Here is a 20,135-nt window from a genome sequence, read left to right as displayed (position 1 = left end):
TATGATATAATTTTATTTGAAATAAATCCAGAAATTTTTCCGGTGCCAGTAATTGGAGATGGCGCTTGCGGAAAGTTATCGGGGATAGTCGATCAAATATTTTCAAATCGGTACCTGCTCCTGGAAAATACCAGTATAACGGGTTAAATTAATGCATTGACTTTTCTATAATTTTTGTTATTATATACCCACATAGGGTATATAAATAGATAGCAGATATGAGTTGATATACGGCTATTTTATAAGAAAGAAGGGGTTTTCTTGAACTCAGTTTACTATTTGCTTACTTTTACCGAAGGAGTTCTTACATTCATTTCTCCATGCATTTTGCCCATGCTTCCGATATATTTTTCATATCTGGCTGGAACCTCAGGGAATGATAAGACGCAAAATGCTGCTGGTAAAAGCAATCTTCTTGCAAATTCCTTCGCTTTTGTGCTGGGCTTCACTCTGGTTTTTGTTGCTCTTGGAGCAACTGTTACTACACTGGGACATTTTCTTATAAATAACCGCAGTCTCCTGCAGAAAATCAGCGGGCTGATCATGATGGTATTCGGATTGAGCTTTATGGGAATATTAAATTTAAAGTTTTTAAATATGGAAAAAAGACTGGATTTCAAATTCGAAAAGCTGCGCTTTTTCAGCTCGATTTTATTTGGCATGGTTTTTGGTTTCGGCTGGACTCCCTGCCTGGGTACTTTTTTGGGTTCCGCCCTTGCTCTGGCCAGCAGTTCGAAGACAATAACCCAGGGAGTGCTTTTACTTTTGGTTTACTCCATAGGTCTCGGCATACCGTTTATTCTCACATCAGTTTTATTTGAAAAAGTAAAAGGAGCTTTCAAACTGATCCAAAAACACAGCCGGACAATAAGCATTGTATCCGGGATATTGCTGGTTATCGCAGGTATTTTGGTTTTCACCGACAGTTTGAAATATATGAGTTTTCAATAGCTTTGACAAACAGGTAAAGGAAGCAAAGAAAGAACAAAATACTTAAACAATGCGTGCAAGAGCGCTTTGAATGCATATCTGTGTGCCAGGTAAGACAGGATTCTTCAGTGAAGCATTTATAGGAAGTATCATAGTTAGTATTATAAGAAGTATTATCCAAGTACAGCACTATTAATAACTAGTATTACAAATAGAAGCAAAGCTGCACTGTTTTGAAAGAGCGAAAATTTATCGGATGAAGCCTATAAGACAATATGATTTAAAATAAGAATATAGTGTTTGTAAGAATATGCTGAATTTGCTGATAGTATCTGTCAGGCTATCACCCTTTAGGTTTTGATATCAGCTGGTGTCCATCCTGAGCTATACAGCAAAAGAAGAGGAGGTTTTTCAATGAGTAAAAAAGCTGGCGTAGTCCTTTTGGCAATACTGATATGTGCCCTCTTGGCAGGAGCATATGTCTTTTACTCAAAGAACAAGGATATAGCTTTTGCCAGACAGTCTCAGCAAACAGAAGCTGACGATTCCTATACTCCGGACGCAGGCAGTTCCGATTCCCAGGCATCTGATTCCCGGAAAACCGATAAGCCTGATTCCGGAGAGGATGGTTCCGGGTCAGGAAATACGGATACCGCATCGGATGAAAATAAAATAATGGCTCCGGATTTCAGTCTGAAAAATCTGGACGGTGAAACAGTAAAGCTTTCCGATTACAGGAGCAAAATAGTCATTCTCAATTTCTGGGCTGTCTGGTGCAAATGGTGCAAAGTTGAAATGCCTGACTTTAATGAACTGAATAAGGAACTGGAGAAAGACGACGAAGTAGTCATACTGACTGTAAACGTTGAGGAATCCAGAGAAACCGTTACCAAATACCTGAAATCGGAAAATATCAGTCTTAACGTCCTCATGGATGAAGACGGCACTGTAGCCCAAACCTATGGCATATCAGGGCTGCCCAATACCTTTATAATAAACAAGGATGGCACTGTGTACGGTTACATTCCGGGAGCTACAAATAAAGAGATATTGGAAAAAATCATAGATAAAGTAAAAAAAGGGGAACCCGCCCGATAATTCATCCTCCAGGGGGAAAGCTTCCGTAAGAACATAGGAACGAAATTACGGGAGCCGGCCTGATAACGTATCCTCCAGAGAAAGCTTCCATGATAACATGGAAACGTAATAACAGGAACTAGCTCCATAATTCATCCGCCGGAGGAGTTTTCGAATATGAGTATATTTCTGCAGGCTGGGTATTTTGATTTTTACAGACTGGAAAATTTGAAAAGATGCCCAGCCTGTCAGATGCGCTTTTTGTGGCAAACTGCCAAAAGCAATCACTCCGAATACTTCATAAAGCTTTTTATCGTTTTTGTAAGCTCATTGAGGGCTTTTTCCTTGTCCTCCGAAGAGACTATGTTCTCAATGCAATCCATTGAGTGTTTTTCCAGAATGAGAGTCCCTACCTTGTTTATGGCGGCACGCACCGCTGCCACCTGCGTCAATATATCAACACAATATTTTTCTTCCTCAATCATTCTTTGTATGCCTTTTACCTGTCCCTCAATACGCCTTAAGCGCTTTAGGAGGTCTTCTTTTGATTCCTTTTTGGCTGCCTCATTCTTTTCCATTCCATTCTCTCCTCGCTACATAATAAGGTTGCATTAATATTATATAACACTTGAACCTGTGTTGAAACAGGCATGGTCAATCAACTCCCTGCAGGCTCAGGCCTGCAGCGCATGATATTAATGGAGTCAGCATTATATGGTTTTGGAATGAATTCGCCCAATAATAGGTGTTACTGGTTGTTATATGCCTTGAATCCTTTTAGCGGCAATCATACATTTTAAAAACTGCATTCAACCCATTTTTCATATTGGTGACAAGGTGGATTAAAAAAAGGTTTTCAACTCGCAACCTTAAAAATACCGGATGTCACGAATATAATCACGCATAATTTTTTGAACTCCTCCAGCATTTTCATATAAAACTTCGAGGCTACACGCCATCATCCCTCTTTGCCGTCTTTCTTCTTATCCTGTTCTTTTGCGGGCGCAGGGTGATATCATTTATCACAAGATTGTCCCCGCCTCTTAGCACATATTCCACTGCATCGGCTACCTGCTCTGCCATCAAAACCGCATCGGCTTCTTCTTCATAAGTAAAATCCAGATTATCATAAAAGCCGGTTTTAGTCATATCCGGATGGATGGTTGTAACCTTTACGCCATATTTTCTTACCTCTTCGAACAAGCTGTTTAAGAAATGGGACAGTCCGGCTTTTGTTGCCGCATAGGCACAGCCATGGGTGCTGATCTTTTTTGCCGTCACTGAGGAAATGGAGATAATCGTTCCCCGGCTCTTTTTCAGCGATCGCAGCAGCAGCCGGCACAGTATCAGAGGAGCCTCCAGGTTGGTGCGCACCATCGCCTGGATACCCTTAACCGGTATTTGCTCATGGGGCCCAAAATAACCCAACCCTGCATTATTAACCAGCAGGTGAATTTCCGGCTCCTTTTCTTCAATATCCCCAACAGCTTTTATCAGTTTCTCCGTATCCTGCACATCACATTGGACCGGCACAAAATTCTCATGGGAAAAATCTGTAGACTCAAAAGACCGGGCCAAGCCATAAACCCTATAGTCCATGGCAATAAGCCTTTTAACTATTTCTAGCCCTATTCCTCTGGATGCTCCGGTTAAAATAGCAGTCTTCATAAAGTAAATATCTTCTCCTTGCCGATATAATCATATAAAATGCTCATATGTTCCTTTTGTATCTTTTCCATGACATGCGAAGGATAGGATATGACTCCGTTGTCCTTACAGTAATCCTCCGCATAAAGCAGGGAACTGCTCCGGATCTTTTCTATCCTTTTGAAAAAATCCTCCGACATCCGGAAAAAGCCATATCCGACATCCAAAATGCTTCCGGGGTCAATCCGGGTAAAGATATAACGATAAAAAGGCTCATAAGCATGATCAATTTCAGGGTCGATAAATATGGGATCAAAGCATATCCTGACCTTAAACCCCTGCGATATGGCTGTGTTCACCGCCTTTATTCTCGCTTCCAGTGATGGAGTATGCCTTTCATACTTCTCTATTACCTCAGCAGGAGTGAGGGTGAAAGCTATGATGATATTCTCCAGCGGTTCATGATTTCTATAGAAAGATTGATTGGTGCTTTTCGTGCGGATTTCCACCAATAGATCCGGATTCTCTCTAAAGAAATCATAAAAATAGTCCACATATGGCACAATATTGTGAAACGCTATAAGATCAGTATCATAGGAAGCAGCCAAAAAGGCCTGCTTTTCAACCAATACTTCCTCCATAGACTTTTTAAAATCCTCGACATTTACAAAAGCCACCATGTTTGCTGATGGATACATGCCCTGAAGATAGCAATATTCACAATCGAAAACACAATTCAGCACAAAAGATGTGTAATAAAAGTTAGGATGCCCAAAGTTCTGGCAAACCTCCGGGCCTTTATATAAAAACTGTCCTTCTTTTACAGCCAGTATCAGGGATTGATTCTGCTTTTGGAGGGCAAAATGCTGCTTGGGACGGTTGAATACATCCTTGTAATGCCTTATGGTAACCACCGGGCAATCAGCATATTTTTGCAAAAGCTGCCGGGTGATCGGGTATTCCAGCGCTTTCTCTTCAACATATATTGTAGTGAACATGCTGTTATTTGATCTTTTGTCTGATTTGCTCAAGTACCTTCTTCCCTTCAACCCTGGACTCAACCTTTATGTCCATGAAAGATTCAAGAACCTTCAAGGGTTCTTTTCCTCTTAGTTTTGCATATTTCATTTCCTTTAAAAGCATCTGCTTCATGGCTTTTGAAAACTTCATCCTGTCTGAAAAGGCTTCCACTCCCTCCCTCTCCTCAGAAGAAAGGGATAAATCACCGGAGCTTTCATTAAGCTGCTTCAGTTGGCCGATTATCCTCTCCACCTGAGGCATCTGATCTCTAACCAAGCTTTTCAGTTGCTCTTTATCCAGATTTTGCGGATTGAGATAATCGGATACTATCTTAAGTATTGCCACATTATGCGAATAGACAAACTTATTGGCAGCCTCCATTATGCCCGATGATTCCATGTCGCAGAAGATATCAATATTTTCCCCTACATCTTCCCTCATCACCGGTTTGGAATAACACCGTACGCTTTCCTTTGGCATATCCTGTCCGAAAAAAACATCAGGATAATAATCCCTTCCGGTGTCCATATCAGTAACCTTGTTTATCAACAGCATGGTTCCGGGAGAGTAACGGCTGCTTCCGGCGCCGCAAAAACCTATGTTCACCAGGATATCCTCTTCCTTTTTTCCATAAATCGAATACAGGTACACGGATGCCATGGCGCTTTTTACTTTTCCTATACCGCTGACAATCAGGGCAATGTCAGAATTTCTATACACAGGAAACTCATGAATTGCCATGTCCTTTTTTAACCTGAAATGCTCTATAATGGGAGCGGCCTCTATCATAAGGGCCGTCACAATCAAAACCATTTAAAGCCAATCCACCAACCTTCATTTTATGATAAACCACAGGGAATCCTCCGGATGAGGCCTGCCGCGTGTTTTTCCAGGCTATATAAAACCGGTTTGAATTCAGCTGTTGAAATGGATGATTGCTGCTTCGAAAGGATTCAAAGCACATATCAATCAATACATCCATTATTGGCTGAATTCATTCCTTAGCTATATATGCTATAACAGAAAGAATCCATCTGTTTTATGTATAGAATTGTATCAGATTATAATATGAGAATCAATGAGACCAAGTGCTGCATGCTGTAATGAAGGGTGTTTTTCCTTAAACTAAATGTGCTAGTGGTGGCACCACTAGCACTTTATATTAAAAGCTATGGGATTGATTCGGCTTTATTTCCTTTCTACTATTCTGAAAGTATGAATTTCAAAAGGAGCGGTTTTTACCTCCAGTACGCCTGGAATATCGCTATAGATTTCCTCATCCTCTTCCGGAAGGATACATGTGGAGTAAATGCCCATGCCATCGGTGAGCTTTATGGTTATTACCCCGGCTTTGCCCCTGTTTTCCTGAAGCCTCAAAATATACCCATTTCCATCATCAGCATTTTTAAAGATGAGAATATTGGCATTTTCTATGTCCTGCTCCAGCAGACGGCACTCAACCGCTTCCTTTAATGGATGCAATGACGTTGCATATTCCTCTGCCCTTTTTGGCATGTCACCATCGTTCCACGCACCTGCGTAGGGATATATTCTGAACCTGAAGCCAAAATCGCCCCCTATCCACTGAGGGAAGTTGGTCGCCCACTGGTTGTTGAAAGCATTCCAGTAAAGCACAGGCTTTTTGGGCTTATAATCCTTGGAATATATATATACCCGGTTTTCACCTATGGAAAGCAGTGGTGTATCCTTAGGAAAGAATGCTATACTATGATCGCCATCCGAAACATTTACCCATCGGTCACAGCAATACAGGGATGTGTTGGCGCCGTATTGGATATCCTTTTCCGGGTCTATCACCGCGCCCATCTTTTGTATAGCATATCGAGGCGCTTCCGCATTCAATGGGAAAATGAAATGCCCTGACTCTACGAAAGGAGTCTCCTCCTTTCCCCGGATGCTGTATTGGATATCAACATATTCGGAATCTTCTCCCATTTCTATTTTCATCCTTACTTCCGGCGCATTTCCATACTTCTCTACACTTTCCGAAGGCATTTTCCATATAACCTCAACCGATCCTAAGCCATGGGAGTTGCTGATCTCTATGCGGGTATCCTCAGCCTGGTAGGTCTTGTCTTTCACCCATGGATAGCCTGGTCGTCCATTGTCAAAAAGGAACCAATCTTCCAAGTCATAGGCAAAATCCTTCAGATATTGGATGATGCGCTCTTTTCCATGTATATCATAAGCATATCCACCAAAGCCACCACCGGATGCCACCCATTCTTTTTTGTTAATTTTATCATAAAAGCTTCTTATGCAGCCGGTCTTCCCATCAATGGAAACCGATATTCTGGAGTTTTCAAGTACGGCTCCACCGTGGCCATCGCCGGATGCAACAGGGCATTTATCGCTTTCGATGGCTTTCGTTTCAATCCGATAATTTTTACAACCAACAGGCGGCAGGTTTTCCAACTGGGCTATGCACCGGCCATCCCTTTCATATATCGGGAAAGCTTTTCCTTCCCGGTCCACAAATACTTCTCCCTCTGCAGCCAGACCGGTGACATCCACCTCTCCATCCCGCTGCCATGGCAATATATTATAAACAGAAACGTGATTATCCTCTTTAACTGGGAACTCATTTATTATGCCTGATACCGCTTCTTCTGCGTTTTTCACATATTGAGACTTCTCCCGCCAGGATTGCTCAATCCTTTTATATTCAGGAGTTTTTTTGTCCTCCAGGAACAGCTTCTTTTCGTATACCCTCGATTTTTTATCAGGCATATTACATATGGTTATCTTGGTGTCAAGACCCCAGGTATGCTCGTCAAACAGTATCATATTTTCATAAGCCTTGTCTATAAGCTCCTTGACACTATCACTTATACGATAACCCTCCGACATTTTTTTAAGCGCAAGAATCCCCTCTACGTTCATCGCAGTCTTCCTAAGAGACCGTATCCGGGAAACTTCATCGGGATAGGTTGCAACCCCATGGATCCAGGAATCTGCCAAATCCGTTTCAATCACCGGCAATTGAGGTTTGCATGCCAGAAAAGCATCGGCAAAATCATCCATTGTACCGATGATAACCTTAGCTCCGGGCAGTTTTTCCTCGACGGTGGATAATATATCACGGATGACATCCGCAGAATGGGGTCCTGAATTATCACTGGTATTCATAAGGGCAAGCCACACAGGATAATCCCAGTCGTCCGGAGGTACAAGGTCGGTACCATATCCGCCTTTCGTATAAAAGGTTACCACACCGTTTCCGTCAGGGCCTTTCCAGAAAAAGCACCTTGGGACTTCCGGAGGGTTGGCGCATGAATTGCAGCCCAGATGCAGAAACCTGACTCCTGCTTTAGCCAACAGCGATGGCAGCATACGGGTGTGTCCGGGTACATCGGTCATTTTTGCCGTGCTATATTTTTTATTAAACTCTCTATTCAATTTTTTACCGATTTCCAGGCTGCGGATAAATTCTTCGGTACCGGCAAATTCGGTGTGAGTGGTAAAGGGCAGCGCATGCCATGCAAGTCTGCCGTCCCGTGCTAAATCCATTGCCTGCTTCCGAATTTCCATGTCCGGTGTTTCCAACGATTTCTTTAATGGCCATGATGACATTGTCCATACATACCGATGATTTTGATCATTGGATGAGGTCGCTTCGCAGGTTTCCAACACACTTTTTAACATGCTTTTCTGATAGGAATCGATTACCTCGCTGGCAAGCCCTGTAAATCCAATATCAAAATGTGTTTTAAAAACTACATAAATTGTTTCAGTTTTTCTCATGTACTTGCTTCCTTTCAGTTGTTGGAATATAAACGTATTGTGTAGCAGCCATAAGGATAAGCATATATAATTCAGTTGAAACTCCTTGCTTCTATAGCACTTGTGTCAAGCCTGCATCGGTTTGTTTCAATTATATAAACTTATTAAGTCTATCTGTTAACATGAAGATACAAGTATCATTTTCATTGCTGATCCTTCTGCCTTCACCTGTATAGTTTGCAGCATGCTGCTTATATAAAATTGATCATCCCTTTGCTTCTTTTATATATACAGGATTGGAAATCATGACAGGTATGCCAGGAAAGTTTTCTTCGTAGCTTCTATGAACTTCCGTTCTGTAAAACATGGCATTTCCGACCGGTCTCTCTATTACAACCTGCTGCTTGTCAGAATCGCACTTTATCACTTCCTCCTGCAAATCTGAGATAATCTTGATAGCATCGCCTCTCTTAAGCCGTGAAAAGGTAAAGCTTATTTTTAAGTCCGGTTTGCTTTCCACAGTCTGTCCCATTATTTTTCCGTCACATTCTATTAAAACCCCTGGGCCGTCCGGTTGATAGGTGACGTATCCATTTCCCTCCAATATGGCAGCATATATATCTGATGGAGCTTTTGACAAGGCATAAAGGCAAGTGGTAGGCATGCCTATTGCTCTCCCCATTTCAAACTTATGAAAATCGCTGCCGCCCACAACAGGTATTTTTTTGCCGGCGCAAAGCTGTTCATGCCACCACTTGATGCAATCCATTTCTGCTTTTTTCATAGGGCCATTCCAGATTTCTATACAATCATATTCCACATTTTCAAGACCCCAGGCAAAACCGCAGTTGGGACAGAATGGGTGATTTATTGAAATTATCGCCCCTTTCCGGCGGGCAGTCTGTATCAATTCACGGGTTTCCTCTATGGTATTTGCAAAGCAAGCTCCCTCATAAGGCTCTTTAATTCCCAGCATGTTTACATGCCCTTTGTAATGCGTCCATTCCACACCGGGCATCACAGTTATATCCGCATCGCTCTTTAGCAGATTGTTGTGAAAATAATTGTTGTGGTCGGTTATAAATATGAACTGTAATCCGGTTTTCTTTGCAACATCTACGATTTCATCCACAGAAAGTATGCCGTCGGAGCCCAGAGAATGCATGTGAAGGTCACCTTTTAGCAAAACCCTCTCTTTATGGGTGAAAGTAAATTCATATTCAACCGTGACACCCTCATCCATAATCTTGTAGGCTCCTACAATAACAGCCCACCGGCCTTTTTTCACCTCTGTTTCGGCATATCCCAGGCTGGAGTTGTACTCGCTTATCCAGATATGGTCCCTGTTTGAACCGGAAGCCCCGATAAATTGCCCGTCAGCATTTTTCAGCGCCAGATCGATTATATTTTTTTCTATGCGCTGTGTTTCTCCATCCTTCGTGACCTCCACATGCCTTGGATAGGAGTACCTTACATCTATTCTGGATATGTTTTCCGGCACATCAAAGGGGAGTTCAAAATACTGCCCCTCTTTTTCCTTATCAATGAAAAGTTGAATTTTCTGCTTTGTTTGCATACTTCCCCTCCACAAATGGTTATATAAAAGCAACTACTCCTTGCTTGCACCCAGCGTCATTCCAGAAAGCAAAAATCTCTGGGCAAATACATATATCAATATCAGCGGTACGGTAGCAATAACAATGGCAGCCATCACCGCATTTTCCGGAGCCGGTGGAGCTCCCGATACGGAGGCATTATTGATGATCATGCTCTTCAACATCAGGGGAAGAGTAAATAAACTCTGATCGGTTATCAATGTTGCCGGTATCATCATGGAATTCCATTTGCCTACAAATTCAAGGAAGAAAATGGTGGCCAGTCCGGGAATGGACAGTGGAAGATAAATGACGCTAAAGATTCTCAGCTCACTGGCACCGTCAAGCCTTGCTGATTCTGCCAGGGATTCGGGCACCGACAGGAAATAATTCCTCATGAGCAGTATGCAAAAGCCTGAAACAAGGCCATTTATAATCAGTCCTGTATATGAATTAAGCAGATGAAGCTGCTTGTTTACCTGATATATGGAAATAAGCGTAAGATCCCCCGGAATCATCATTGTAAGCAGAATGAAGGAAGTTATGGCTTTCCGGAAAGGAAGCTCTCTTTGAACAAGGATATATCCCGCCAGGGAAGAAATGATAACCTGTATTATTGTAGAAGTAAAGGAAACGAACAGGGAATTCAAAAAAGGTCTTCCCAGTTTTGTAACCCTAAACACATATTCATATCCCTCGATGCTGAATTTGGTCCACCAAAGCTTGAGGCCTGCCTGACTTGCATCCAGTGCGGTAGATGTGGATATGACCAAGACATTGAGCATCGGAATTACCATTATTATAAAAATGAAAGCCAGGAATATCCAATTTATAATCTTCTGAGGGAATGATAACTCATTTTTAAGACTGCGATTTCTAAACATTTTAACCTCCTGAACCGCCTTATCAGCTATATGTTTCATCATATCTGGTCAGCTTGCGCACAAAAGTTGAAAGCAAGAAGGTGGCGATGAGCACTATTGTTGCCGCTGCTGTAGCCAATCCAACTTTAAAATTGACTATACCATCGGTGTATATGAGATACAGAAGATTTCTGACTTTATCATAAATCATTGAATTACCCATTACAAAAATCTGGTCAAAATTTCTCAGGATACTCATGGAACCCAGTACAACTATAACCTTCATGGTAGAAACCAGACTGGGAATGGTTATATATACGATCTGCTTGAATCTGGAAGCGCCGTCTATTCTTGCCGATTCATAAATAGATTGGTTGATGCTCACTATTGCAGCTATAAACAGGACAGCAAAGTATCCCGCTCCTTTCCATGCACCGGTAAGCACCATTATTGTCCTCGCAAACTTGGGCTCAGACATATAGATAATCGGATTTATTCCGTCCCCATACATTATCTGTCGAATGGCATTCACCATCCCTGACGGTGATAGAATTGTAATCCACATACCTCCTACTATTGCCCATGAAAGCAGATTGGGCAGGTAAGTGACCGATTGGATGGCGGATTTGACAAACTTAATCCTTACTTCATTTAACGACAAGGCTATTAAAAGCCCAAAAGCAAACTGAACAATAAATGTAAAAAGTCCTACTACGACTGTGTTTTCCAAAGCATTCAAATATAAGGGATTGGCCAAAACCTCCTTGTAGTTGTCAAGGCCTACAAATTCGGGAGGACCTATGAGCTTTGACTTCCTGAAGCTGTTGAGGATTCCAAGAGCCAAGGGGTAATAGGAAAACACTATGAAATAAAGTGCTATTGGAAAAAGCATGGCATAAATCAATTTGTATTTTTTAACCTGCTTCCATAACTTTCTTGTGGTCATCCTTTAACCTCACTTTCAGTAAAGATAAGTTGAACTGTTGCATCGGCAGATTTGAGAAGCACTAAGGCTGGAAGCTATCAGTCATAGGCTTCCAGCCTCTGAGCAAAATATATGTTCCTTTAAATTTGCTTATGCGCTAAGAGCATTATTTATCAGTTACTTTCCTGCTTATAAGCTCTTCCCTCATGGAAGCCAGACCTTCGGCGGCAGAAACTTCACCCTTCATAATCTGCACACCCCATTTGCCTACAATTTCCTTGTAGTCTCCCTCATTAGATATGGGCAGCTCTATGGAAGCATACTTTCCGTAGGACATAGCTTCTTCAAATCCAGGGTTGAATCCTATCGGATGCTGGAATTTTTCAAATATCGGAACAGGAGCTCCATGGTCATTACCGTGAGCTTTACCTATTTCTGTCAGCACATATTTTCCATTTTCGACAGTATAGTCGTGTCCTTCAATACCTACTGAGAGAAGCTCTCCGCCTTCCTGGGAAGCAAAGAATTCAAGCATCTTTTTAGCCCCTTCAGGATTTGGAGCATTAGCCGGGATTACCCACAAGCTGGCGCTTCCTTTTGTCAGCATGTAGTTGCCGTCCGGTGTTTTGGTTCCGGGAAGGGAAACAATCTCATATTTATCCGGACCTATGTTTTCAGCCAAAGCATTGGCATTGTGCAGTCCAATCCATGCGGCCCAGTCAACGGTCACACTGGTAAGCTGAGATGATGCTCCCATCTTCGCTCTCAGATCCTTCGTTTTATCTACCGCGGAAGCAGGATCTATGAGACCTTCCTTATAGAGTTTTGCAAACCACTCCCAAACCGGAGCTGCTGCATCTGTTGAAAACGGTACATATTTCTTTCCATCGCTGTCAATTACGACGCCACTCTTGAGTCCTAATGATGCAAACCATGGCTGGAGGTCATAAACTTCGCTGACCACAGCATTAAAGGGGTAATAATTGGGTGTATTTATAGCTGCTTTCAGTTTCTTAAATACATCATAATAACCGTCCAAGGTAGGATCAATCTGCTTATAATCAATTTGTGCAGATTGGAGATGAATCTTGTTCATACCTACTACCCTGTGAATTTCCTTTTTGTTGAAGCCGGCATAAATCTTTCCATCCACTTCGATGTCCTTTAATTCCTGAGGATTTATAGATGCCGGATCAGAAAAGATCTTTGAGGACTTGATAAAATCGGTGAGATCCAGGAGAGCTCCCTGTTCTACCAGATTCAGATACTGCTGCATGTTGACATAAATAAGGTCATATTTTTCTCCGCCCTGAAGCTTCTGCATAACTACATTGGTATAGTCCGATGCGGGCTTTTCCATGGTAACTTTCATACCGGTAGCTTTACCTAAAGCTTCTGCGAACAACTTCATCTCTTCATCATCTTTACCGCCGGTGACACTAGTCAACATTCTTATTTCTCCACCTACTTCCGATGTTTCATCGGCCTTTGGTGTTTCTTCAGTCTTTTGAGTTTGGTCAGCAGTTTGATTGGATTGAGTTGTGCTTGATCCGGTGTCTGAAGAGTTGGATTCTTTCTTTGCACAACCGGCAAAAAGACTCAAACCTAACGCCAGAACAAGAAGGATGGATAGTACCTTTTTCATTTAATAGACCTCCTTAAAATTACATTTTGACTTGTCTTTTCTTGAATGACACACCAATGCTGTGAAAATTCTGATAGATCTTGCGTAAGAATAAGTATAACCCGGGTTAGAACTTAAGATGTTGCACAACTATTACATATAATACGCAACAGTTGTTAAATTATATTAATATATTACCATGTATTGCACATATGTTCAACTATAATTTTTTATTATTAAAAAAATTTTTGAATTTAATAAACAAACCTCGAAAGTACCTGACAGCATTAGCCAGCAAAATGTGTCCCATGTATCACTTCCAGAGCTGTCAAACCAGCTTCTTGTCTGGCTTACAGTACACTCATATTTTAAGCTTGCATCAATTTCTGATATAAAATTTGAATTTTCTCCTATGTTTGACAGCAAAGACCCCTTCTTAAAAACTCATGATTTTTCATCGGATTTCCGATATTTTTTTAACAAAGAATTATTTCAAACTCGTTAAAAAAATATAATCATTATATTTATTATATACATTATATTTACTATAATTATTATACTCTCTATGTTTTCCGCATATAATGTGTATATTAAATATAAATATAAAAAACAGGTGGCATATACCACCTGTTTTTTATCGCATTAAACCCCGATACCCGGCCGCAATACCTTTACTCTCTCAATCAGTACTCTCTTGCCTAGCCTTTATTACCACTGCTAAATTTTTATCACTTACCCGGTCTTTTCCGGCTCCAATAAGCTTGCGCAGAAGCCTCATTCCGATTTTTAAGCCTGTGCATGGGTTAGTCTTTCACCGGATCATGTTCTTTGGTATTTTTCGTACCGGTAGACCTGCCGGTTTTAAATATTCCCGGGATCTTATAATTCGTAATTTCTATATTATTTTCCCCGTTTAACATGGCAACAATCAGTTCCATAGCCTTTTCAGCAATAGCCAGTTCATCCTGCTTGACATGGGTGAAAAAGAATCCTGTAGAAGCATTGCTGTCCTCATCAATGCTGCACACAGCGATATCTTCAGGGATCCTCTTCCCTAAATTTTCACATGCTTTATATATATCAAGAAGAAATCCACCTTCCAGACATATCAAGGAATCAATATCAGGATGTCTTTTTAAATAATTGGAAATATGCTTTATATTCTGTTCTTCTATAGACTTTCCGGTTACCTGTATTGAGTCCACCTTTAATTGAATAACGCATTCGTCGTTCACCGGCAGTGAATTAGCTGCCAGACTGTCATAAAACCCCTTTTTTCGTTCCTTTATGGAACTTATTCCATCATTCTGTGACGTTACAATCCCTATATTCCTGTATCCCCTGCCAACCAAAAAATCCACAAGGGCCCTTGAGCACTGATCATTGTCTGTGCATACCGACGGTACAGGTATACCTTCCAGGCTTTTATCTATCAGCACCACCGGAAATTTATCCACTACCAGCTTGAGTATTTTTGTATTATAATGGCTGCCGTGGGAAGGCATTATGATTAGTCCGCAAACCCCAAGGGACAGCAAAAAATCTATTTCTTCCGTCTCCTTTTCCTGATCTGTATAAGAAAAACGGATGCACAAGCGATATCCTTTTTCCATGGCTATCCTGTCCATATGATACATCATATCGAGGCCGAAAGTTGATGAGACATGCTCCAGCACCACTCCGATGATGGGCCTGTGCTCCGCATCTCCGGCATGATGTTTATCCTTTGGAGCAGCATTGCTTTCGTGTCCAGCCACGAAAGTTCCCTTGCCCGGAACCCTCTTTACCAGGCCTTCCTCAGTAAGCAGTCCCAAAGCAGTCTTTACAGTAATGGTGCTGATACCATATTTAGATGCCAGCTGCTTTTCGGAACTGATTTTTGTGCCCGGAGCCAGTGTTCCATTTTCAATTTCTTCTTTTATATCTTCATAAACTTTTTGGTATAAAAAACCTGAACCTTTCATAACTATAACGCACCATTCCCATAACAAAATTGTGATTTCTTCCTATGAAACAGACCAGTACCGCTGTTTCTGTGTTTCAAAAAGCAAAAGCATACCGGAATATGATATACATATAAAATTATATCATATCATGTCCAGAACACTATATTTTTTTGACAGTTTATAAAAGATCAAAAATATAAAATGTCGACTCATTTAAATCGGAAGATATGTGATAATATAACCTCCTGCCACCAGGCTGAACAGATTTGCCACTATTACATATGAAGCCGTAATTGCGGCTTTACTCTCCTTTACTGTTAGCAGGAAAGCAAATATCTCAAAAATGAAAACAAATATCTCTCCAAATATCAGGAGCAGGATCAAATAAGAACCCAAGGGGCTGGCAGTGTTAAGCCAAATATTCAAAACTCCCTGGCTGATCAAATTGATAATAAGGAAAGCAATCCAAGATCTCTTTTCCTTATATTTAAACAACGTGAAGACACCAGCTTCTATGAAAAGGGTAAGGATTAATCTGAAAGACACCAGGAGAATAGATCTTAACGTTGATTTTCCACGTGTCAGAGTTTTATTTTTCAAATTCAGAGTATATATATTGTTGTAATTTTTCAATGGCTTGTCATTCATCTCAATCTCGTAGGTAGTGCCTTCGGTAGTGATTTTTAATGTGTAGTCGCCATCCGCCTTTAAGTCTCTGTTATAAAAAACATAATAGCTTTCAAAAGCTTTAACCGTCTTACTGGCTTTAGAAAAGATATCGCCTGATCCTATGCTTATTTCAAGATCTTTTTTTACGCCTGGTACAATAATCACAATTGACGGCGGTTCTGCCGAATTGGCATAGCATACGGGAGCAATGGCTGCTACCAACAGCAACAGCAAAAGCAAAATCACAAAAAGAGATTTCTTAAAAAGCAAAATTTTTACACCTCCTGATACTATTATCAGTAAATTATATGCCATTAGGAGACAATTATCAACTATTAACAACTACGATAAATTTAGACATTATTTTACTTGTATCATCAGTTTCCTTGTACTATAATTTTTTATGTATACATAATTCTTTCTAAATGATGTAAAGAAAACCAGCAGGAAAGGTATGTAGAAAAGCCGTACTTAATGATTTTGCAAAAAAGTTACAACGTTCAAAGCATCTTCTTTCCGGATTATGTAAATATGATTTCTTTAATTTTCAAGATAAGATTTCAGTTTATATGATCCGAATCTCAGCATTAGAAAAGTGAGGGATTTCTATGAAAAGTCTGAAAACAAAAATTGTTCTAATCTATCTGCCACTGATAGTAGTAACATGTCTGGGACTAAGCGGAATTATGTACGCAACTTCGGCAGAAGCAGTCAGGCAAGAGGCGGAAAGCTCCCTTATAAAAATCGCCTCCCAAGGAGCAAAAGTTGTAAAAAGTTATATTGACGACACTCTCAACAGTCTTGAAGTAATAGCCTCAATGCGCGAAATATCTGATATGACCATTCCTATAGAGGAAAAATTGGAATTTCTAAGCAGAGAGGTAGAACTGGAAGGATATCTGAGAATGGGTATAGCTGATACTAACGGCATGATGAAAGCGACCAACGACACAACCACAGATATCAGCGACAGAATCCATTTCACCAAACCGATTAATGGGGAAAGGGCCGTTTCCGATCCGATAATAAGCAAGCAAAACGGTTCTATAATATTGTCTTTTGGTGTTCCGATAAAGAATGACAAGGACGAGATCGTAGGTGTGTTGGTTGCTGTCAGGGACGGTACCTCTTTATGCAATATAACCAATGACATCACTTTCGGTCAATCCGGAAAGGCAAGTCTTATAAACAAGTCAGGCGTCACCATAGCTCACCAAAATAAAGAGCTGGTGCTGAATATGTTTAATGCAATCGAGAGCTCTAAAGATGATCTGTCGCTTACATCTCTCGCCCGGCTTCATCAGCGGGTAATCGAAGAAAAAGAGGGGTCCGGAAAATATGAAACCCAAGGCACTTCGATAATTATGGGATTTTCTCCTGTTAAGGATATGGACTGGTATCTTACCGTAGAGGCTTATGAAGATGAAGTCCTGGAAGGCTTAAAAAAGCTTCAGATTTATGTTCTCATCACATCAGCCTCATTTCTGCTATTAGGAGCAGTCATAGCATATTTAGTTGCATCCGGCATCACAAAACCGATTATACGGGCTTCCAAGCTGCTTAGCCAAACGGCGGCCGGAGATTTTACCCAGGCAATACCTTATAATGATATGAAGAGAAAAGATGAGATAGGTCTGTTGACAAAATCCATTGAAAAAATGCAGAGCTCCATAAAGGAAGTTGTATCTGGCGTCATCAAGGAAGCAGGCAATGTTTCCGGTGCTGTTGCAGCTACAACCAGGAGCATGGAGGATCTCAATTCACAAATAGAGGAGGTATCCGCCACAACGGAAGAGCTGTCCGCCGGCATGGAAGAAACCGCCGCCTCTACGCAGGAAATGAACGCCACAGCTTCAGAAATCGAAAATGCCATCGATTCCATAGCATCAAAGGCTCAGGACAGCGCAATAGCTGCCGATGAAATAAGCAAAAGGGCTAATGATCTCAAGGCAAAGGCTGTAGCATCGCAGAGAAGCGCAACCGAAATCTATACAAATACCCATGGGAAGCTGATAAATGCCATTGAACAGTCAAAGGCTGTGGAACAGATCAAAGTCCTGTCGGATGCGATTCTGGATATAGCTTCCCGTACCAATCTTTTAGCCCTGAATGCAGCCATAGAAGCAGCAAGAGCCGGTGAAGCAGGCAAAGGTTTCGCCGTGGTAGCGGACGAGATCAGGGCATTGGCTGAAAATTCAAAAAATGCTGTTAATGAAATACAAAAAGTCACCGAAAATGTAGTGTTATCGGTGGAAAACCTCTCCCAAAGCTCGCAGGAAATCCTTAGCTTCATTGACAAGACGGTGATCGGAGATTATGCCTCGATGGTGGATATAAGCGACCAGTATAACAGGGATGCCGAGCTTATAAACGGTATTGCAACAGATTTCAGCGCCACCTCGGAACAGCTGTCGGCTTCCGTCCAGAACATGATTAAGGCAATCAACGAGATAACCGTGGCAACCAATGACGGTGCAAACGGAACATCGAACATAGCTCAAAAGACATCGGTGGTGGTTAAAAAAGCAAGCGAGGTCATAAAGCACTGCATGATCTCCAAAAACAGTTCGCAAAAACTGACCGAACTGGTATCCAAATTCAAGGTATAAACATTGGGATAAACAGCTAAAGGTATTAGCCACTGCTAATACCTTTAGCTGTTTCTTTTCTTTTATGGATTTACTCTTATGGAAGACTGTATTTCAGTCTTCTTTTCATGTTCGGATTTTAATTCGTAATTCAAGAATCTATCTTCGGATTTTCATCAAATCTTTTCCGAATTTTTCCGGAGTAAAATTTCTGTCATTTCACCTCAAATGGTCTTAACCTATGCCTGCACCGGGTTATTCCGATACCAGCCTCTTTTCTCCTGTAATCTCCTGAATAGGCTTTATATCCTGAGTAACTTCCAAAACGCCCAGGTATTCACCCTTTTCGTCTCTTACTGCAAAGTACCTGATGAACACATACTTATCGCCCATTTTGATCCAGAAGTCTTCATGATCCTTTCTCCCGGCCTTAAGATCCTCCACTATCTTCTCAACAATATGCACGCTGGCCGGCGGGTGGCAATTTTGCACCTGCCTTCCGATAACAGCCTTGGTTCTGGCAAATATCCTCTCTTTTCCCTGAGAAAAGTACTTAACTATTCCATCCTTGTCTACAAAAGTAATATCCAGAGGCAAGGTATTGAGCATGGCGTTTATTTCTTTGGGCGAAAGGACACCTGTGTCGAACCGTATGTAGCCATCCCCAGAATTTTTTACTCCCTCCTCTTTCACTTGTTCTTTTGTCTTATCCTCCACATTCACCCTTGATGGCTTCCATGCTGCTTTTGGAGCTTCGATCAAGCAATAGCCGATTTCTCCGCTTTCTTCGGCGATCTTTAACCATTCATCCTCGGCCAGAGTCTCCAGAACCATGGGGAAAAGGATATTTTCCTCCTTAAATATCATCTCTGTAACCTTGTTTATCGCTCCGTTTGCTTTTTCCAGCAGCTTATCCCTGTCTCCCTGATAATCGGAAAGCAGCCCCAGGACTTCCTTGATTTCATCCCTCACTTCATCATCCACACCCCACATGACTTTAGGCGGAGCTACGATGCCGTACTTCTCCATGAAAGGGAACAGGAGGTTTTCTTTTCTGGAATAGTGTTTATCCACCTCCCACAAAGCGTTGAAATCCTCCAGCAGCTGATTGACATTTTCCCGACTGCCGGATGCCTTAAAATTATCAATATGCGGTTTTATCCTCTCATTTATCAGCTTTTCCAGCTTCCGGTTTTCAAGCTTAAAAATGTACACAGGATGCCCCGGTGTATCCTCCGGCTTCTGAGGCCGGTGGATTTCCTCTATGGACCCTTTGAACACAGATGCATGCACATCGCAAAGCCTTTGAATTTCTTCCACCGGCATTCCTTCCATGATTAAGGACTGCTCCATTTCAGATATTTCCTTGGTTGAAATTCCCTGTATAAGCTTTTCAAACCTGGGTTTCACCTCATCGACGGTCTTTCCATGGTGCAGCTCCATTATAAGTTCTTTCAGCACCTTCTGCCTGTATTCACGGTTGTTTATCATTTCACTCATATAACCA

The 20,135-nt window shown here is 41.4% G+C and carries 15 protein-coding genes; 3 read left to right on the top strand and 12 right to left on the bottom strand.

Going from position 1 to position 20,135, the window contains the following annotated elements; translation table 11 throughout:
- Positions 1-261: 261 nt before the first annotated feature.
- Both CDO33_RS03250 and CDO33_RS03245 read left to right on the top strand, forming a co-directional pair.
- Entirely contained in the window at positions 262-951 is a 690-nt protein-coding gene (locus tag CDO33_RS03250; protein WP_103081859.1) for a cytochrome c biogenesis CcdA family protein, read from the top strand.
- A 393-nt stretch (positions 952-1,344) separates the two neighbouring features.
- Complete coding sequence (locus CDO33_RS03245) at positions 1,345-2,028, top strand: TlpA family protein disulfide reductase (RefSeq protein WP_103081860.1); 684 nt, start codon at positions 1,345-1,347, stop codon at positions 2,026-2,028.
- Positions 2,029-2,291: 263 nt separating this feature from the next.
- On the opposite strand, the gene CDO33_RS03240 is transcribed toward CDO33_RS03245, so the two are convergent.
- The 11 genes from CDO33_RS03240 to CDO33_RS03185 all read right to left on the bottom strand — a co-directional run bounded on the left by CDO33_RS03240 (position 2,292) and on the right by CDO33_RS03185 (position 16,310).
- On the bottom strand, positions 2,292-2,585 hold the full coding sequence (locus CDO33_RS03240; protein WP_103081861.1) for a metal-sensitive transcriptional regulator: 294 nt from the start codon (positions 2,583-2,585) through the stop codon (positions 2,292-2,294).
- A 370-nt stretch (positions 2,586-2,955) separates the two neighbouring features.
- Positions 2,956-3,675, bottom strand: a complete 720-nt coding sequence (locus CDO33_RS03235) for an SDR family oxidoreductase (protein ID WP_103081862.1) — start codon at positions 3,673-3,675, stop codon at positions 2,956-2,958.
- The gene (locus CDO33_RS03230) at positions 3,672-4,652 is read right to left on the bottom strand and encodes an SPL family radical SAM protein (protein WP_242974840.1); all 981 of its coding nucleotides are present in this window, start codon (positions 4,650-4,652) and stop codon (positions 3,672-3,674) included. Before CDO33_RS03230 ends, CDO33_RS03235 begins: the two co-directional genes overlap by 4 nt.
- Positions 4,653-4,656: 4 nt before the next feature.
- Positions 4,657-5,487 (bottom strand): 5'-methylthioadenosine/S-adenosylhomocysteine nucleosidase family protein, encoded by an 831-nt coding sequence (locus CDO33_RS03225; RefSeq protein ID WP_103081864.1) that lies wholly within the window; start codon positions 5,485-5,487, stop codon positions 4,657-4,659.
- 375 nt (positions 5,488-5,862) lie between these two features.
- The gene (locus CDO33_RS03220; RefSeq protein ID WP_103081865.1) at positions 5,863-8,439 is read right to left on the bottom strand and encodes a glycoside hydrolase family 38 N-terminal domain-containing protein; all 2,577 of its coding nucleotides are present in this window, start codon (positions 8,437-8,439) and stop codon (positions 5,863-5,865) included.
- Positions 8,440-8,683: 244 nt separating this feature from the next.
- Positions 8,684-9,994, bottom strand: a complete 1,311-nt coding sequence (locus CDO33_RS03215) for a CehA/McbA family metallohydrolase (protein WP_103081866.1) — start codon at positions 9,992-9,994, stop codon at positions 8,684-8,686.
- Positions 9,995-10,027: 33 nt separating this feature from the next.
- The gene (locus CDO33_RS03210; protein ID WP_103081867.1) at positions 10,028-10,897 is read right to left on the bottom strand and encodes a carbohydrate ABC transporter permease; all 870 of its coding nucleotides are present in this window, start codon (positions 10,895-10,897) and stop codon (positions 10,028-10,030) included.
- A 22-nt stretch (positions 10,898-10,919) separates the two neighbouring features.
- Positions 10,920-11,822: an ABC transporter permease subunit gene (locus CDO33_RS03205; RefSeq protein ID WP_103081868.1), complete on the bottom strand. Its 903-nt coding sequence runs from the start codon at positions 11,820-11,822 to the stop codon at positions 10,920-10,922.
- Positions 11,823-11,967: 145 nt separating this feature from the next.
- Positions 11,968-13,446 carry an ABC transporter substrate-binding protein gene (locus tag CDO33_RS03200; protein ID WP_103081869.1) on the bottom strand — a complete coding sequence of 493 codons (1,479 nt, stop codon included), beginning with the start codon at positions 13,444-13,446 and terminating at the stop codon, positions 11,968-11,970.
- Between the two features lie 782 nt (positions 13,447-14,228).
- Positions 14,229-15,389 (bottom strand): GntR family transcriptional regulator, encoded by a 1,161-nt coding sequence (locus CDO33_RS03190; RefSeq protein WP_133158695.1) that lies wholly within the window; start codon positions 15,387-15,389, stop codon positions 14,229-14,231.
- 195 nt (positions 15,390-15,584) lie between these two features.
- Entirely contained in the window at positions 15,585-16,310 is a 726-nt protein-coding gene (locus tag CDO33_RS03185) for a hypothetical protein (RefSeq protein ID WP_242973908.1), read from the bottom strand.
- A 338-nt stretch (positions 16,311-16,648) separates the two neighbouring features.
- On the opposite strand from CDO33_RS03185, the gene CDO33_RS03180 reads away from it, so the two are divergent.
- Positions 16,649-18,649: a methyl-accepting chemotaxis protein gene (locus CDO33_RS03180; protein WP_103081873.1), complete on the top strand. Its 2,001-nt coding sequence runs from the start codon at positions 16,649-16,651 to the stop codon at positions 18,647-18,649.
- Positions 18,650-18,883: 234 nt separating this feature from the next.
- On the opposite strand, the gene CDO33_RS03175 is transcribed toward CDO33_RS03180, so the two are convergent.
- Positions 18,884-20,128, bottom strand: a complete 1,245-nt coding sequence (locus CDO33_RS03175) for a DUF438 domain-containing protein (protein ID WP_103081874.1) — start codon at positions 20,126-20,128, stop codon at positions 18,884-18,886.
- Positions 20,129-20,135 lie beyond the last annotated feature (7 nt).

This window comes from Clostridium thermosuccinogenes (assembly GCF_002896855.1).
GTDB lineage: Bacteria > Bacillota > Clostridia > Acetivibrionales > DSM-5807 > Pseudoclostridium > Pseudoclostridium thermosuccinogenes.
The sequence above is the reverse complement of the archived record's forward strand: the minus strand, read 5'-3'. Positions and strand labels throughout refer to the sequence as shown.

Excerpts from the sequence above, each read along its gene's own strand:
- CDO33_RS03240 (WP_103081861.1), bottom strand. The coding sequence starts at position 2,585 with ATGGAAAAGAATGAGGCAGCCAAAAAGGAATCAAAAGAAGACCTCCTA.
- CDO33_RS03215 (WP_103081866.1), bottom strand. The coding sequence starts at position 9,994 with ATGCAAACAAAGCAGAAAATTCAACTTTTCATTGATAAGGAAAAAGAG.
- CDO33_RS03210 (WP_103081867.1), bottom strand. The coding sequence starts at position 10,897 with ATGTTTAGAAATCGCAGTCTTAAAAATGAGTTATCATTCCCTCAGAAG.
- CDO33_RS03230 (WP_242974840.1), bottom strand. The coding sequence starts at position 4,652 with ATGTTCACTACAATATATGTTGAAGAGAAAGCGCTGGAATACCCGATC.
- CDO33_RS03245 (WP_103081860.1), top strand. The coding sequence starts at position 1,345 with ATGAGTAAAAAAGCTGGCGTAGTCCTTTTGGCAATACTGATATGTGCC.
- CDO33_RS03205 (WP_103081868.1), bottom strand. The coding sequence starts at position 11,822 with ATGACCACAAGAAAGTTATGGAAGCAGGTTAAAAAATACAAATTGATT.
- CDO33_RS03220 (WP_103081865.1), bottom strand. The coding sequence starts at position 8,439 with ATGAGAAAAACTGAAACAATTTATGTAGTTTTTAAAACACATTTTGAT.
- CDO33_RS03190 (WP_133158695.1), bottom strand. The coding sequence starts at position 15,389 with ATGAAAGGTTCAGGTTTTTTATACCAAAAAGTTTATGAAGATATAAAA.
- CDO33_RS03235 (WP_103081862.1), bottom strand. The coding sequence starts at position 3,675 with ATGAAGACTGCTATTTTAACCGGAGCATCCAGAGGAATAGGGCTAGAA.
- CDO33_RS03225 (WP_103081864.1), bottom strand. The coding sequence starts at position 5,487 with ATGGTTTTGATTGTGACGGCCCTTATGATAGAGGCCGCTCCCATTATA.
- CDO33_RS03180 (WP_103081873.1), top strand. The coding sequence starts at position 16,649 with ATGAAAAGTCTGAAAACAAAAATTGTTCTAATCTATCTGCCACTGATA.
- CDO33_RS03200 (WP_103081869.1), bottom strand. The coding sequence starts at position 13,446 with ATGAAAAAGGTACTATCCATCCTTCTTGTTCTGGCGTTAGGTTTGAGT.
- CDO33_RS03175 (WP_103081874.1), bottom strand. The coding sequence starts at position 20,128 with ATGAGTGAAATGATAAACAACCGTGAATACAGGCAGAAGGTGCTGAAA.